The organism is Shewanella pneumatophori, assembly GCF_023283895.1.
GTDB lineage: Bacteria > Pseudomonadota > Gammaproteobacteria > Enterobacterales > Shewanellaceae > Shewanella > Shewanella pneumatophori.
This window is the reverse complement of sequence record NZ_JAKILB010000001.1, coordinates 414,705-429,753: the sequence shown is the minus strand read 5'-3', so window position 1 is coordinate 429,753 and position 15,049 is coordinate 414,705. Positions and strand designations below refer to the sequence as shown.

The window sequence follows — 15,049 nt, the reverse complement described above, 5'->3', positions numbered from 1 at the left end:
TGGCTATACAGTTGTATACTGGGTTTTTGTGTTTATTATCTATACCTGCATAGTTAACTGCAGCACAGTCAAAAAATAGCGATTATGTGCGTTAAATCACTTTCAACACAAGGAGTTGGGTTTGCTAAGATAGCTAATGCTTCTTTAACACTAGTTGATTGGGGATTTGCGTAGTTTATAGATAGGTTGATTTAAAGCCTTAAAATGTAAGAGTAGGCAAATCAAATAACTTGAGTTACTCATATTAAGGCTCTTTTTATAGAGTTAAGTGCCCTACTTTTTATCTAAGTTATTAGATAATTCTTCTTCAGTAAGGATCTCTACAATTTCTACATCACTAATATCAAGTTGTTCAGCTTCATATAAGGCTTTAAATTCGGGGTCTTTAAGCGCCTTTTCCTTTAACTGCTGTAATGTTGTAGTCATTTTTTTTAACTCCCCTATCAGTATAAAAGCTTTTTTTAAGTGAACTTTACGTTTAAAGAACTGACGCTTTAAGCTCTAATAATTGGATCTAAGGTGTCTAACGCTGTTACGCCAATAAAGTGAATTTCACCAAATGCATCGGTTAGTTTAACTGTGCCAATCGGGATGGCTGTTTCATCAGTATTAGCGAATATTTTTAATACATCATTAGCGATTAGAATCGACGTATTATCAAAGCCGCCGCACCATTTAGAGACATCAATCATTCTTTTGCATAGTTCTGCTGCTGATGTTCGCTGATTAAGGATCTGCTTAAAGGTACTGTCCTCAATGTAATGCGCGCCATCAGAGGTTAAAATAAGACGTTTGATTTGGCGGATCTTTGGAAACGTAACCAGTTGCGGCTTGATGTCAGGTCCAACGCCCACAAATTGCAATAAGCCTTTGCTTAAATGCACGCCGGCAGCATCAGCATTTTGCCCTGCAAATGTATCATCTTTTGAATACTGTTTAATTCCATGGGCTAAATTGGCATAAATACGGCTATCGCCAACATTGATTGCCTCAAACTGGCCATCGCTATCAAAAATAAACGCCGATAAAGTCGCACCGCCATTGCCATTATAAAGCGTGTAAACGTCATTATTGGCATCTTCGACTGCGGTAATTAACCGCGGACCAATAGGCATTAATTGGTTTTTGATACAACTACTTAAAAATGTGGCAATACTCAGACTTGCGCAATTAGCGCCAGATGCCATTCCGCCCATGCCATCGCACAATACACCTATAATAAATGACTTCGATGCTGAAACTTGAACTTGCACACACACAACGCGATCTTGATTTTCAGGTCTGATATTGCCGATATCAGATGCCATGGCGACCGACCCATTGAGCATTTCACGCACTGCGCCACTCTCAATGGGTCTATTTAACCAAAGCTGGATATGTTCTTTTAAAGCTTGTTGTGGCATAACGGTTTCTTCGATTTTTTGCATGTGTGTCGTTGATGGTTTCAATATAACGTAACCAAGGTAGTTATGGTATCAGTCGAGACTAAAAAGTGCTTTCTAACTTCAAACACGCGCGATTGAGGTCTATTCACCGCTAAACTGAGCTATTTCGTTAAGTTTAACTCTGAAAACTGATATCGGCGCCCTGCTCCTTTAGTCGATTTATTAGGCATTTATATCGTTATAGTCACAATCATGGTCTAGTATTTATTGCAGGCGAAGTTTACGTTTATCGATATGTTGACAGCGTTAAACGTGACCTGCTTGTAATAAGCAGAGCTAGTTTAGCTCGGCTATTTAATTCATAACCTAGGTTTACCCTTATGAGTGATAATCCAAAGCAATCTCATACAATGCGAAATCTTATCGTCGCACTGACTTTATTGGTTCTAGTGGTATGCCTGAGTTACTTCTATATTCAGCATCAGAAAAATTACCCTAGTACTGATGACGCTTATGTGCACGCCAATATTATTTATATTGCCCCGCAAGTTAACGGTAAAGTTATCAGTGTGAACGCCTCAGATTATCAAACCGTGAGTAAAGGCGACTTGCTGGTACAAATCGATCCAGCCCCTTTTCAAGCAAAACTAGATGAAGCGCGCGCAGCCTATTCTATGGCGCTACAAAATAACGCTGCTTCTGGCGATGCGATATTAGCGGCAAGCGCAAATGTAAGAAGTGCAGTGGCTCAACTTAATGATGCTCAGGCGACTTATCAGCGTGTTAAACAACTGGTAGCGCAAGCACTACTGCCTGCACAAGATCTAGATGATGCGCGGGCAAAACAGGCTACAGCGGAAGAAAATGTCATCGCAGCGCGTGCAACAATGTCGCAATTAATAAAAGCTCAAGGCGCACAAGGAGACGACGCGCCTGAAGTAAAAAAAGCCGCCGCAACCTTAAGTCAGGCAAGCTTGTCGTTATCTTATACCAACATTTTTGCTGCCCATAACGGTAAGCTTGGTAAATTAGCGATTCATGCTGGCAGTGTTGTATCGCCCGGACAAGCATTAGTGCCATTAGTCGTCGACAACACTTTTTGGGTCCAAGCAAACTTTAAGGAAACTCAACTGGAGCGACTTAAAAAGGATTTACCTGCCAGCATTACCTTAGATCTTTACCCTAAGGTTGATTATAGTGGCCACATCGAAGCGATTTCCCCGGCAAGTGGCTCGTCTTTTTCTTTATTACCTCCAGAAAATGCTACCGGTAATTGGGTAAAAGTACCCCAGCGTTTTCCTGTATTAATCCGTTTAACCAATGAACATCAACACCCCGACTTTCCGCTGCGTGTTGGCGCGAGTGCCGACGTAACCATTGATACGCTCTCACCCATTGATACTGCTAAAAGTAAATTAAGTGACCCGAGCCAATTAGATTCAAAGTCAGGGATAAATAACCAAACAAAAAACCAAGGTATAACTAAAACCAGTAAAACGAACAAATCTGCAGACGGTGTAGAGTAACTGCGCAATGGCTATAGAATCGCAAGGCGCAGCCAGTGATAAATCTGATAATTCTGCTGAAGAAAGTCATGTATTAAGTGAGGGCAGCCGTAAACTAGTCACTTTGGCGGTAATGCTGTCAGCAATTATGGTGCTGCTTGATATGACGATTGCCAATGTGGCGTTACCTCACATGATGGGCGCTTTGGGAGTCACGTCCGATCAGGTCACTTGGGTACTGACGTCTTATTCTATGGCGGAAGCGATATTTATTCCACTTGCTAGTTTCCTTGCGCTTAAATTTGGTATTCGTCAGTTACTCCTTTTATCGGTTAGCGGTTTTATTGTGAGCTCGGCGTTGTGCGGCCAAGCGGATACGATAGCTGAAATGGTGACATTTAGGGTAATGCAAGGCGCGTTTGGTGCATCGGTGATCCCATTGTCACAGTCAATCATGGTGCAGATTTACCCTGCTGCCGAGCGTGGTAAGGCGATGGCACTATTTAGTGTTGGCGTATTACTGGGCCCTATTCTTGGGCCAACACTTGGCGGGATCATTACTGAGAACATGGACTGGCGCTGGATTTTTTACGTTAACCTGCCCATAGGTGCTGTATGCCTGAGTTTGATTTATCTGTTTGTAAAACTAAACGGCAAAGGTAAGCCCAAAATTGATTGGCCCATTGTAATCGCGATGACAATAGGAATTGGTTTATTGCAAATGGTGCTAGATCGCGGTAACGATGAATCTTGGTTTGAATCAAACACCATTTTGTTTTCAGCCATTATCAGCGTAATCGCAATTATCTTCTTCGTTGCCCGCTCGTTTATTACCAAAAGTGATATCGCGCCAGTTTGGTTATTGCGTGATAGAAACCTCGCCATGTCGTGCTTGGTGATGGCTGGTTTTTCTATGGGGATGTTCGGCATTACCCAATTACAGCCAATGATGTTAGAGCAGTTATTAAACTACCCTGTCGATACTACTGGCTTTGCTATGGCGCCCCGCGGGTTAACTTCAGCTTTTGTGTTGATCGCTATGGCCAGTTATATGGATAAGGTCGATGCAAGACTATTGATTGTGATAGGGCTTAGCCTTAATGCGTTTGGTACTTACTTGATGACTCAGTACTCGCTGGAGATTAATATTTACTGGGTGCTGCTGCCAAGTATTGTTCAAGGTGCGGGTATGGGCCTCGTGTTCGCGCCTTTGAGCCAATTGGCTTACGCCAGTTTGTCACCTAAAGACACGGTTGGCGGTGCGGTGGTGTTTAACTTATGCCGCACCATTGGTGGCTCTTTTGGTATTTCAATCGTTAATACCTACTTTACCCGAATAAAGCAGCAAGAATGGAATCAACTGGGCGGGGCGTTGTCTCCGAGTAATCCGGTTTTGCAAAACGCAGCTCATCAGCAAGGCGTCAGTATTACCGACCCAGGTTTTATTGCTCAACTGCAAAATATGTTATTGCAGCAATCCACCCTTTTAGCATTTGTGTATACCTTTGGCTTTCTATTAGTGTCTTACTTATGCTTAATTCCACTGCTTGCCTTGTTTAGGCCCAAAGCAAAAGCTCAATAATATAGTCGCTACCTCGCTGCGGTTAATTTATTCGGTTAATCTTCTCGTTTAACCAAATAATGACCTGTATAGAACTTACAAACATGACTAGCATGACTAGCATGACTAGCATGACTAGCATGACTAGCATGACTAGCATGACTAGCATGACTAGCATGACTAGCATGACTTGATACCTTTTATTACACCTGTGCGTGCTATTGGTTTCGTAGCGATATGTGCTAACATTTTTACTTTAGTTGCGTCTCATTTAGCAATACACACCAACCTGATAACACCTTGATGTTTACGTTGTTATTACGTATATCTTTATTTAATAAATTAGCATGTTTATTTGCTTGACTCGTTTTTGATTATGACTAAACTACGCGCCGTTTGCCTGACGAGTAACTGCTGTATCCCAGTATTGCTGGTGTTTGTGCGTAGTCAGGTAAGCCGTGTATTTTCTTTATTTAATCCAAGGACAATAAATGGCAAGCGATAATAATTACAGTTTAAGCCCGGTGCCTATTTCGGCACGTAAAGGTGTTTTATCCCTGACGATGGTGATGTTGGGACTGACCTTTTTTTCAGCGAGTATGTGGACAGGTGGCACACTCGGTACTGGTCTCTCTTTTAATGATTTTGTTCTTGCGGTTCTCATTGGTAATTTAATTCTCGGTATTTACACTTCTTTTCTCGGTTATATTGGCGCTCAAACAGGGCTTTCAACTCACCTCCTCGCTCGTTACTCTTTCGGTTTAAAAGGTTCTTGGTTACCCTCGCTACTTCTTGGTGGCACTCAAGTTGGTTGGTTTGGTGTTGGCGTGGCAATGTTTGCTATTCCGGTTCAAAAAGCCACTGGCATCGATACTAACCTCCTCATTATCATCTCTGGTCTACTAATGACCTTCACTGTTTACTTCGGCATTGGCGCCATTATGATCCTGTCGGCCATTGCTGTTCCTGCAATTGCACTGTTTGGTGGTTTCTCTGTTATTCAAGCGGTTGACACTATGGGCGGTATGCAAGGACTAATGGCGGTTGAACCAGAAAACCCTATCGATTTTAATACCGCGCTAGTGTTAGTTGTCGGCTCGTTTATTTCAGCTGGGACCTTAACTGCGGACTTTGTACGCTTTGGCAAAAATCCTAAAACCGCAGTATTTGTCACCATGTTTGCCTTTTTTATTGGCAACTCTTTAATGTTTGTCTTTGGCGCAGCAGGTGCAGCGGCAACAGGCCAAGCGGATATCTCGGAAGTAATGATTGCTCAGGGCTTATTAATCCCAGCTATTATCATCTTAGGTCTTAATATTTGGACCACTAACGATAATGCGCTTTATGCCTCTGGCCTTGGTTTTTCTAATATTACCGGCTTACCAAGCAAATACTTGTCGATTTTCAACGGCATTATCGGCACCTTATGTGCGCTATGGTTATATAATAACTTCGTTGGCTGGCTAACCTTTTTGTCAGCCGCCATTCCTCCAATCGGCGGGATCATCATTGCCGATTACTTGCGTAACCGTGAAAAATACAAAGACTTTACTAGCGCTAAATTCTCAACCGTTAATTGGGCGGCAATTAGCGGCGTGATGATTGGCGTGCTTGCTGGTCACTTACTGCCGGGTATCGTACCAATCAATGCTGTGTTAGCCGGTGCTATCAGCTACTTATTGATTGATGAAGTACTAAAACGTGTGACTGGGCAGCAACCAGTTAAATCAGATTGTAACAATGCAACCAATGCATAAGGAAAACACCATGTCATCAGCAAGTATGTTGATTAAAAATGTGACGCTTAAAGGTCACGAAGGCCTGCAACAATTGTTGATTGAAGACGGCAAATTCAAAGCTATTAGTCCTATGACTGAAGCGCTGCAATACGATGCTTCAACCCAAGTTATTGATGGCGAAGGCGGAATGGCGGTTGCCCCTTTTTGTGAGCCGCACGTTCACTTAGATACAACTCAAACGGCTGGTGAGCCGAGCTGGAATATTTCAGGTACTTTATTCGAAGGTATTGAGCGCTGGGCCGAGCGTAAGTCTATGTTGTCTATCGACGATGTTAAAGCACGGGCAAAGCAAACCCTCAAATGGCAAATCGCTAACGGTATTCAACACGTTCGTACTCACGTTGATGTGTCGGACCCGACTCTTATTGCGCTAAAAGCCATGCTTGAAGTAAAACAAGAGATGAAGCCTTGGATTGATATTCAGATTGTTGCATTCCCACAAGAAGGCATTTTGTCTTACCCAAATGGTAAAGCGTTATTAGAAGAAGCAGTAAAGCTTGGTGCTGATGTGATTGGTGCTATTCCGCACTTTGAGTTTACTCGAGAATACGGTGTTGAATCTCTACATTACGTGTTTGAGCTTGCGCGCAAGTATGACCGTTTGATTGACGTACACTGTGATGAAATTGATGATGAGCAGTCACGCTTTGTTGAAACCGTAGCTGCCCTCGCCCATAAATACAATATGGGAGAGCGCGTAACGGCGAGTCACACTACAGCAATGCATTCGTACAACGGTGCTTACGCCTCGCGCTTGTTCCGTTTGCTTGGTATGTCAGGTATTAACTTTGTGGCAAATCCGCTAGTAAATATCCATCTTCAAGGTCGTTTTGACGATTACCCTAAGCGCCGTGGTATTACTCGCGTTAAAGAGATGCTAGCTGCTGACATTAATGTGTGCTTTGGTCACGATGACATTTTTGACCCTTGGTATCCGCTTGGCACAGCTAATATGCTGCAGGTATTGCACATGGGCTTACATGTTTGCCAAATCATGGGTTACGATCAAATCAACAACTCTTTAGAGCTAATCACTAATAAGTCTGCTCGTACTTTAAATATTCAAGACAACTACGGTATTGAACTTGGCAAGCCTGGCAACCTATTGGTATTGCCAGCTGAAAACGGTTTCGATGCGGTTCGTCGTCAAGTACCAGTACGTTACTCAGTGCGCCAGGGTAAAGTGTTAGCCCAAACCCAAATAGCGCAAACACAAATTCACTTAGCTGAGACTGAAGACGTTACTTTCCGCCGTTAATAGCGTTAACTTTTGTGCTTATAAACGCTTCTCTGATGATGTTAGTGATTGTATAAGCATTAAAGGTCCATTAAGTTGTTTGACTAAACCGCGCATGAGCGTAAATGGTCGATACAACTTTAATGGACCTTTTTTATTGGCTGATTACTAGATATTTGTTATTTGATGCGTATCATTAGACGCTTATCACTAGAAGCTGTGCAAAATTCCTAGTTATCAATTTATACACGATTAATTTGGCTGCTTCACATTCTTAGGCTAATGCTCATCGCCAGAGTAAACCCACATAGGTACTGTTTGGCCTGCTCGCTCAAATCCTAATGATTGATAAAAAGCCGTAGAGTCGCCATCGGCGGTTAGCATTTGCTGGTGAAAACCATGGTAATGACCTTGCATTAATTCCATCACTTGACGGCCTATACCTTGACGCTGAAAATCTGGATGAATCAACAGATGTGGGTAATAAACCACTAGATGCCCGTCAGAAATAGCATTACCTAAACCGACTAACTTGCCATCCACCCTTGCGGTGACCAATGTGTCTGAATTTAATAGTGCTGCGAGCAGTTTTTCAGGAACCTCTGCTGATGACCACGCATTGGCTTTATAAAGTGCAACGACCTCTTTCTCGTTTATCTGCTTGCTGACTTCAACGACTAAATTAATGTTTACGCTCATGCGCGCTTAATCCTCTATGCATCACTGTTTAACTGTAACTAGTAGCAGTTTTTGTAGGTTTTTTGGTATAGGCATCGGCTTTAATGGGTTGACGTTAGCGCCACCTGTATTACCAATAGGCACCCAGATCTGAGAAAATATAATCGATGCGCAAATACTTGTACATCATAATATTTTTCATTTTAAAGCGGTTTTAGCGCGAGTAAAACGCGTCTTGCTGTCCACACCTTTTAATTATCCACTTTTGCATGGAAATGCGATAAATGTGAATAGTGAAAGCTATAAACCCGAGATATTTTTAACTTTTATTCAATTGCTAGCATAATAATTCAGGGGTTTAAGAGTGTAACTGGTGGTATTTATGGTCACAAAGAGGAAAAATGCATGCATCGCTAATTAGTTCTACATCGTTGTCGCTATTTACGTATTAGGTGATTTAAATTTACAGCTTGCTGTGAGAAAATCCGCGGCCGCATATTTTAGTTCTCCTTTGCCGGTAGATTTTTAAGTGAAACACAACCGGGAAAAGTGATAGTAAACGTATAACCAAAGAAGACAGCAGTGAAACAAGATAGAAATTTTGACGATTTAGCACATAAGTTTGCAGCAAGTATTTACGGCACTGCAAAAGGTGAAATAAGGCAAACCGTAGTGTGGCAAGATATTGAGCTTATCTTGAAAGAGCTCGCTGGTGACAATTATCAACAGCTCCCACATCAAGAAACTGCGCACCAGGAGCTAAAGACTCAACCTACTTTTAGTGTGCTTGATGCTGGTGGGGGATTGGCCCAGCTTTCACAAAAAATTGCTGCTTTAGGCCACAATGTTAACTTGTGTGATTTGTCGAGCGAAATGCTGTCGCTAGCAAAACAAGATATTACTGCTAATAACCTGCTTGAGCGGTATCGATTTATTCATAGTCCAGTGCAGCATGTTTCCGAGCACCTAAACCAACCTGTCGATTTGGTTTTGTTTCACGCAGTTATGGAATGGCTAGCAGAGCCTATAGCTGCATTGACTTCGTTATGTGAGCAGGTCAAACCGGGCGGGATTATTTCAGTTATGTTTTACAACTATAACGGCCTGCTATTTAAGAATCTTATTTGTGGCAATCTTAAGCATATTGAGCAAGGTATGCCGCATCGAAAAAGGTTTAAACTGCAACCCCAACAAGGCATTAAGCCTGAATTAGTCTATCAATGTTTGCAGCAAGCCGGTTTTGAGATCATAGGTAAAACGGGTGTGCGCACTTTCCATGACTATATGCAAAATCATGATATGGGCCATTTTAGTTTTGATGAAATTGTGGCGATGGAGCAAAAACTTTGTCGTCAGGAACCATTCCTGTCCTTAGGCCGCTATATCCATGTTTATGCGAAGAAAAAATCTTAATATGGTTTGATTAGACATCAATTAAATTCAGCTCAGATTAACCTTTATTTGCTATGCTAAACCCGTCTAAAAAAGACATGAATATTTGGCTAGTTGATAAGGGTTATACACTGGCATTTTAGAGCCGCTATTGAGTTATACCAATCAGTATAAAATTAACCCCAAAACTAGTTTGCGATGCGTTCAGCTAAAGGCTATTGGCCTGAATTTCTACTTAGCTTTGAACAATGACAAAGTGGGATTAATGATACTGAGGAGTAACTGTATGCTAGAGAGCCTATTAGTTTTGAAATGGTTTTGTTTGGTGATGTTTTACATCGCACTAGTTAGACTTTGTTATAACAACTAGCGACAACAACTAGGCTTACCGATCAAAATATTTCAAAGCAGAATAACCTTGAATAGTTTCAAGGTTATTCTTTTAATTATGCATTCAAATGCGCTTCGCTAAATTGGTTTTAATACAAGGCTTTTATTGATAGAGCGTAGGCCAAATAGCACTTCTAGCATAAGAATAGCCTGATTTACACCTCTAATGCAGCTAGCTCTTCCCGTACTGCAGCTACAACGCCCTCTGGAGCGGCTAAGTGCTCCGAGTGATCGATAAAGATAGCTTGATCGCCAGATGTCATTACCAATACTGGGAATGCATTGGTTCCAATTGCTTCACCAATCTCTGCAATACCTGCTAATACACTTTCAGCTTCATGGCTTAGTGCATCTTTAAATACTTTGTTTGATGGTGAAAGCTTGTAATGATTAATGAGCTTGTCGAAATTATCGCGAGTTTCAAAAGGATTCGCGTCAACAAAGTGTTGTTTTTGGATCGCTTGCAACAATTCAAACTCTTTATCTGCTTGTTTTGATTGTACCCAAGACATGAAGTTAGCAACTTTAACAGAGGAAGCTTTCTTCTTATGCTGTGCCAAATAACTATCACCAAACTCTATGTCGCTTAATGCACTAACCTGCTCTATTTGCGCCTGTTTCGGTGCATCTGAGCCATTAAAGTGAGCACAGTGCAATAAATGTAGATCTGAAAAGTCAAAAGCGTTAATCAGCTCAGCAACCACTGGTGTGGCGGCATAACTCCAAGGGCAATGTGAGTCATAGATAAAGTAAAGCGTTAACGGGTCTTGATGTTTTGTCTGATTAGCTGGCATTAACTGGGATCTTGTTGATATTTACGTTGCTCAGATCCTAAGGGCTTTAGTGAATTTATTCAAATATCAATTTAGCTGTAGCGCTTACTTTTAAGACAAAGAGGCATAAAAAAAGGAAGCCTATTAATGCGGCTTCCCTTTTTGGTATTGATAACTAAGTGATAAACGACTTAGGCTGGTTCTGCCTCGGCGTTAATTTCCGCTTGCACACCATGCCACTGATAGTGATTGTTTGGCTTTTTACTCACTACACCCGCAGCGAACATTTTTGCAAAGATTTCATCAACTTCTTCAGTTGTAATATTTAAATATTGGCTGACTGCACGTTTAGTACAGTTAACACGCTTTTCAGCCAACACATCAATCACTTGCTCATACATTGACTTTGGCTCTGCTTCTGGCAATTGCTTAGGCTCAAAGTGTGGAATAAAGTCTGAATCGTCACTGTGTAAACGACGGTATGCATCAAGGGTGATTGGCTCAAGCTGCTGTGATTGGGCTTTAAATCGCTGTCTAAAGCGGTTTTCCTCGCCAATTAAACCAACAAAGAAAGCTGCAAAAAAGTCTAATAGAATCGATAAGAATACCACTAGGCCTAACTGGGCTGTTTCAGCTTTGATATTTAAAGACTGGGCTAGGCTTTCAATCAAACCAACAATTGAACCTTGGCTAACAACAGGTACGCTATCACGTTGCATCGCTAACTTTTGTTGCTGTTCCCGTAAAATGTTGTTTTCTTTTTGAATACGAGTCACACCAGTAGCAATACGCTCCATTTGGATATACTTTTCTGCAGCAACATTATTAAGCTCAATTTGCTTATCAATAGCGGCGATTTGCATATTAAACGCGTTTACCTTGCTTTGCTGTACCTGCACATGTTCTTGAGCTTTATTGGTTGCACTATTAATACCACCAATTGAACCGCCAATAGAAATTGCTGCTAAAACGGCATAAAAACCAAGGGCTGAAAACATACCAAAGAAGTTTTTACGTGCATAACGCTCGCCCACTTCATACCAGGCGAAGAATTTTCCTAATTCGAAAATAACCGCTAAGCCACCGAACAAAAGCTGCATGACAGGGTCGTCATCAATAGATAGGAATAACAGTAACGAAAAAATAATTGAAGCTAAAATAGATGCGCCAGTGAAGCTGTAAACGCTCCACATTGCAAACCTACCTTTTGGAAAACGTTCAGCGAGATTTTGATTGTAAAGCATAGTGGACTTCTAATAGTAGACTTTGAGTGAAAGCGGATTAATTCTGAATTACTTGAGAACAAGAACATTTAGCTTACACTAAACCAGAGTAATACTCTTTAAAAAAACTAATGCATAGGATCTTATGCATATAATTGCAGCATATATTGTATTAATGCTAACCAATCAGTGATTAGCACTAATTTAAATCACTATTATCTGCAACTCTTGATAGTGATAGCCCTAGCTTTTTGCTTAATCACAATGACATCTGTGTTAGCGCTGACAAATGATAGATTCGATAAACTAATGGCAAACTATTGTTCTTTTTTCAGATGTTGAACTAATTTGGATAAGATCCGCGTCATAGTTTAGGAAAATAGATTTTACTGACATAGATCCGTATCAGGCTAACTCATACAATGGCCGGCTTATCTTGATAAAGTCTCACACATTTGTGCATTTTTTGGTGTTGTTGCAACTTAATGAACGCCAAAATTTATGAGCAATTAACTAGGAATACCATGAGAAAACTTGAACTATTGGCGCCCGGCGGTGACATAGAGTCGATTAAAGCGGCGATTGTTGCTGGTGCTGACGCGGTATATTGCGGCTTAAATAGTTTTAATGCCCGTACCCGTGCTGAGAATTTAAGTTTCGAAGACTTACATGGTTTACTTAGAATCGCCCACAAGCATAACTGTCAGTTATTTTTAACGCTCAATATCATAGTGTTAGAAAGCGAACTTCCCGCTCTACTCAAATTGCTTAATCAGCTAGTCAATACGGCAATTGATGGTGTTATCGTTCAAGATCTGGGTTTGTTTTATCTTTTAAAGCGCCATTACCCGACGCTTGATATTCACGCATCGACTCAGGTGACGACCCATAACACAGGTCAATTGAGCTTTTTAGGTAACCTTGGAGCGTCGCGGGCAAATTTATCTCGCGAACTAAGTCTTAGCGAAATCAAGTTGATGTCAGACAAAGCCCATAGCATCGACATGCTAACTGAGGTGTTTGTGCATGGCTCAAACTGTATTGGATTCTCTGGGCTTTGCTACTTTAGTTCAGCCCATGGCGGTAACTCAGGTAATCGTGGCCGCTGCAGTCAGCCTTGCCGCGATCAATACCAAACCACAAACGCAGGTGCTGAGTATCCGCTTAACTTAAAAGACAACTCTGCATTCGCAGACTTAGATGCGTTGTATGCTGCGGGCGCAGATTCATTAAAAGTCGAAGGCAGAATTAAAAAGTCTCACTATGTGTTTCGGGTTATTGAAACTTGGCGTAAACAAATTAGCCGCTTAGAGCAAAATCTCGCGACTAGTTTAGATAAAACTCCTCTATACACAGTATTTAATCGTGATTTTTCCAATGGCTACCTACATGGCGCAATTGGCAAGAACATGTATATCGATAATCCACGTGACAATGCGGTGCAGCACTTTAGTCATATCGCGTCTTTAACGCCAATTACTTCGTTAACTAAGGATGACGCAGCCACTAACGTTAAAAAAGCGCTTTATGATGAAAAGACTCAAATTATTACTACCGTTGGCGACAAGATTAGTAAACTCAGCCTAGATAAACCGCTGATCACCCTATCGGTTAGTGGACAGAGTGAGTATGTGTTATCGATTAAGGTGAAAGTCAGCGAACAACAATATAGCCAGTTTGAAGCGCCAGAGTACCGCGAGTTTACTGTATGTTCAGTGTCAAACTTGATGGCTTCTGATAAATACGGCTTAACTCACGAGGAACTATCAAAACGCTTTCAAAGCTTTAATAACATTGAATATCAGCTAAACCCTCTTTGTTTTGATGACTTAGGCGACAATCTGTTTGTACCTTTTAAAGAACTAACAGAGATGAAACGTCAGATCACCATAGGCTTGAATAGAGGTCGTGAACCTGTTGAGCCAGTAACTTTACAACAAGTGCGTCAGCAGCTCGCTGCACTGGATAAGCAAAAAGCCTCAGCAGATGTCGTTACAAAAGCTGATAAGGCTTCTAACACATGCCAAGCGTCAGCTACAACATCGCTCTCGATTTTAATCGCAAACCGCCGCGATCTTGCCTTGTATCGTGAGCTAAAACAGCAAAATGCTTTATTGGCAAACAATGCTCAGCAGATAAATGCCTATTATTTAGTGCCCGATGCTATTGAGAAGCAACTTGATAAATTGGTTTGGTTGTTTAAGCAGGAACCTGAGTTAACCCCGTGGTTTGGCGCGGTTATAATGGAAAACGATTTAATTGCAGCTCAAAGCTTATTGCGGCAAGTTAAGCCTAAGCACATTGTGACCAACAATAGTGGTGTTGGCGTAATTGCCAAGCAATTGAATATTAGCTGGATTGCTGGGCCTTATTTGAATACCAGTAACTCAATAAGTTTATATTGCTTGCAGCAACAGGGTTGTAGCGGCGCGTTTTTATCAAATGAGCTTAATAAAAAGCAACTTAAGGCGATAAAAGCGCCGCATAATTTCAGCCTACATTACAGTATTTATCACCCAATTATGTTGATGAGTAGTCGTCAGTGCTTGTTTTTACAATCATCTGGCTGTGACAAAACGGTAATGGATGATGAATGCTTAACTGTTTGTAAAAAATCGACCAGCCTGACCAATATTAAAGGCGTTGACTTTGTTATCGACAAAAAACGTAGCGAGCATAACGCCCTTTATGGCAACCAGCATTTTTATAATCCGCAAGTTTTGTCCGATCTTGGTGGTAAGTTTGATTCGGTGTTATTTGATCTGCGCGCGATTGAAACAAACAGCCACTGGCAACACGGTGTATTAGAAACCTTGCTAGAAACTAATAAACAAATCAGTTCTAAAGTTGGTTCTGAGCATGGTAATGACGTTGATTTAGCTAATTTGGTTCGTAATACAACTCGCGTTCAATATCTAAAAGGTCTTTAGTTTGTTTACTCATCAGGCAGGGTAAATAACTTATAAGCAGTAACAGTCTAGTGGCTTTGACTATTTATAAGCTTAGGTATCAATTCCTCAGTTTGTTCTTTTACAGCTAACCCCTGGGGGATTTTTGTTTTGTGGTTAATATTTACCCGCTTAAGTGCTTTATTTGTTTAAAAAAT

At 41.3% G+C, this 15,049-nt stretch carries 12 protein-coding genes; 6 read left to right on the top strand and 6 right to left on the bottom strand.

Features of this window, described 5'->3' with window-relative positions:
* Positions 1-273 precede the first annotated feature (273 nt).
* On the bottom strand, positions 274-426 hold the full coding sequence (locus tag L2740_RS01870) for a hypothetical protein (protein ID WP_248948282.1): 153 nt from the start codon (positions 424-426) through the stop codon (positions 274-276).
* Positions 427-494: 68 nt separating this feature from the next.
* Complete coding sequence (locus L2740_RS01865; RefSeq protein WP_248948280.1) at positions 495-1,427, bottom strand: PP2C family protein-serine/threonine phosphatase; 933 nt, start codon at positions 1,425-1,427, stop codon at positions 495-497.
* A gap of 338 nt (positions 1,428-1,765) precedes the next feature.
* Here L2740_RS01865 and L2740_RS01860 point away from each other — a divergent pair, with 338 nt between their 5' ends.
* The 4 genes from L2740_RS01860 (at position 1,766) to L2740_RS01845 (ending at position 7,508) form a co-directional block, all read left to right on the top strand.
* Entirely contained in the window at positions 1,766-2,911 is a 1,146-nt protein-coding gene (locus tag L2740_RS01860) for an HlyD family secretion protein (RefSeq protein WP_248948278.1), read from the top strand.
* Positions 2,912-2,918: 7 nt separating this feature from the next.
* Positions 2,919-4,472, top strand: a complete 1,554-nt coding sequence (locus tag L2740_RS01855; protein ID WP_248948276.1) for an MDR family MFS transporter — start codon at positions 2,919-2,921, stop codon at positions 4,470-4,472.
* A gap of 470 nt (positions 4,473-4,942) precedes the next feature.
* Positions 4,943-6,208, top strand: coding sequence for a cytosine permease (codB, locus tag L2740_RS01850; RefSeq protein WP_248948274.1), 1,266 nt, complete (start codon positions 4,943-4,945; stop codon positions 6,206-6,208).
* A gap of 10 nt (positions 6,209-6,218) precedes the next feature.
* Positions 6,219-7,508 (top strand): cytosine deaminase, encoded by a 1,290-nt coding sequence (locus L2740_RS01845; RefSeq protein ID WP_248948272.1) that lies wholly within the window; start codon positions 6,219-6,221, stop codon positions 7,506-7,508.
* 258 nt (positions 7,509-7,766) lie between these two features.
* On the opposite strand, the gene L2740_RS01840 is transcribed toward L2740_RS01845, so the two are convergent.
* Positions 7,767-8,186, bottom strand: coding sequence for a GNAT family N-acetyltransferase (locus L2740_RS01840; RefSeq protein ID WP_248948270.1), 420 nt, complete (start codon positions 8,184-8,186; stop codon positions 7,767-7,769).
* A 21-nt stretch (positions 8,187-8,207) separates the two neighbouring features.
* Complete coding sequence (locus L2740_RS01835) at positions 8,208-8,330, bottom strand: DUF3703 domain-containing protein (protein WP_420833497.1); 123 nt, start codon at positions 8,328-8,330, stop codon at positions 8,208-8,210.
* Positions 8,331-8,747: 417 nt separating this feature from the next.
* On the opposite strand from L2740_RS01835, the gene cmoM reads away from it, so the two are divergent.
* Complete coding sequence (gene cmoM / locus L2740_RS01830) at positions 8,748-9,578, top strand: tRNA uridine 5-oxyacetic acid(34) methyltransferase CmoM (RefSeq protein WP_248948266.1); 831 nt, start codon at positions 8,748-8,750, stop codon at positions 9,576-9,578.
* Positions 9,579-10,102: 524 nt separating this feature from the next.
* On the opposite strand, the gene L2740_RS01825 is transcribed toward cmoM, so the two are convergent.
* Together L2740_RS01825 and L2740_RS01820 are read right to left on the bottom strand one after the other, a co-directional pair.
* On the bottom strand, positions 10,103-10,741 hold the full coding sequence (locus L2740_RS01825; RefSeq protein ID WP_248948264.1) for a protein-disulfide isomerase: 639 nt from the start codon (positions 10,739-10,741) through the stop codon (positions 10,103-10,105).
* 170 nt (positions 10,742-10,911) lie between these two features.
* The gene (locus tag L2740_RS01820; RefSeq protein ID WP_248948262.1) at positions 10,912-11,964 is read right to left on the bottom strand and encodes a Preprotein translocase subunit SecY; all 1,053 of its coding nucleotides are present in this window, start codon (positions 11,962-11,964) and stop codon (positions 10,912-10,914) included.
* Between the two features lie 503 nt (positions 11,965-12,467).
* Between L2740_RS01820 and L2740_RS01815 the strand changes: the two genes are divergently transcribed.
* Positions 12,468-14,873 (top strand): peptidase U32 family protein, encoded by a 2,406-nt coding sequence (locus L2740_RS01815; RefSeq protein ID WP_248948261.1) that lies wholly within the window; start codon positions 12,468-12,470, stop codon positions 14,871-14,873.
* Positions 14,874-15,049: the final 176 nt, after the last annotated feature.

What these genes read in the sequence shown, in the direction of transcription:
- L2740_RS01870 (WP_248948282.1), bottom strand. Translation starts at nt 426, where the DNA reads ATGACTACAACATTACAGCAGTTAAAGGAAAAGGCGCTTAAAGACCCC.
- L2740_RS01865 (WP_248948280.1), bottom strand. Translation starts at nt 1,427, where the DNA reads ATGCAAAAAATCGAAGAAACCGTTATGCCACAACAAGCTTTAAAAGAA.
- L2740_RS01860 (WP_248948278.1), top strand. Translation starts at nt 1,766, where the DNA reads ATGAGTGATAATCCAAAGCAATCTCATACAATGCGAAATCTTATCGTC.
- L2740_RS01855 (WP_248948276.1), top strand. Translation starts at nt 2,919, where the DNA reads ATGGCTATAGAATCGCAAGGCGCAGCCAGTGATAAATCTGATAATTCT.
- codB (WP_248948274.1), top strand. Translation starts at nt 4,943, where the DNA reads ATGGCAAGCGATAATAATTACAGTTTAAGCCCGGTGCCTATTTCGGCA.
- L2740_RS01845 (WP_248948272.1), top strand. Translation starts at nt 6,219, where the DNA reads ATGTCATCAGCAAGTATGTTGATTAAAAATGTGACGCTTAAAGGTCAC.
- L2740_RS01840 (WP_248948270.1), bottom strand. Translation starts at nt 8,186, where the DNA reads ATGAGCGTAAACATTAATTTAGTCGTTGAAGTCAGCAAGCAGATAAAC.
- L2740_RS01825 (WP_248948264.1), bottom strand. Translation starts at nt 10,741, where the DNA reads ATGCCAGCTAATCAGACAAAACATCAAGACCCGTTAACGCTTTACTTT.
- L2740_RS01820 (WP_248948262.1), bottom strand. Translation starts at nt 11,964, where the DNA reads ATGCTTTACAATCAAAATCTCGCTGAACGTTTTCCAAAAGGTAGGTTT.
- L2740_RS01815 (WP_248948261.1), top strand. Translation starts at nt 12,468, where the DNA reads ATGAGAAAACTTGAACTATTGGCGCCCGGCGGTGACATAGAGTCGATT.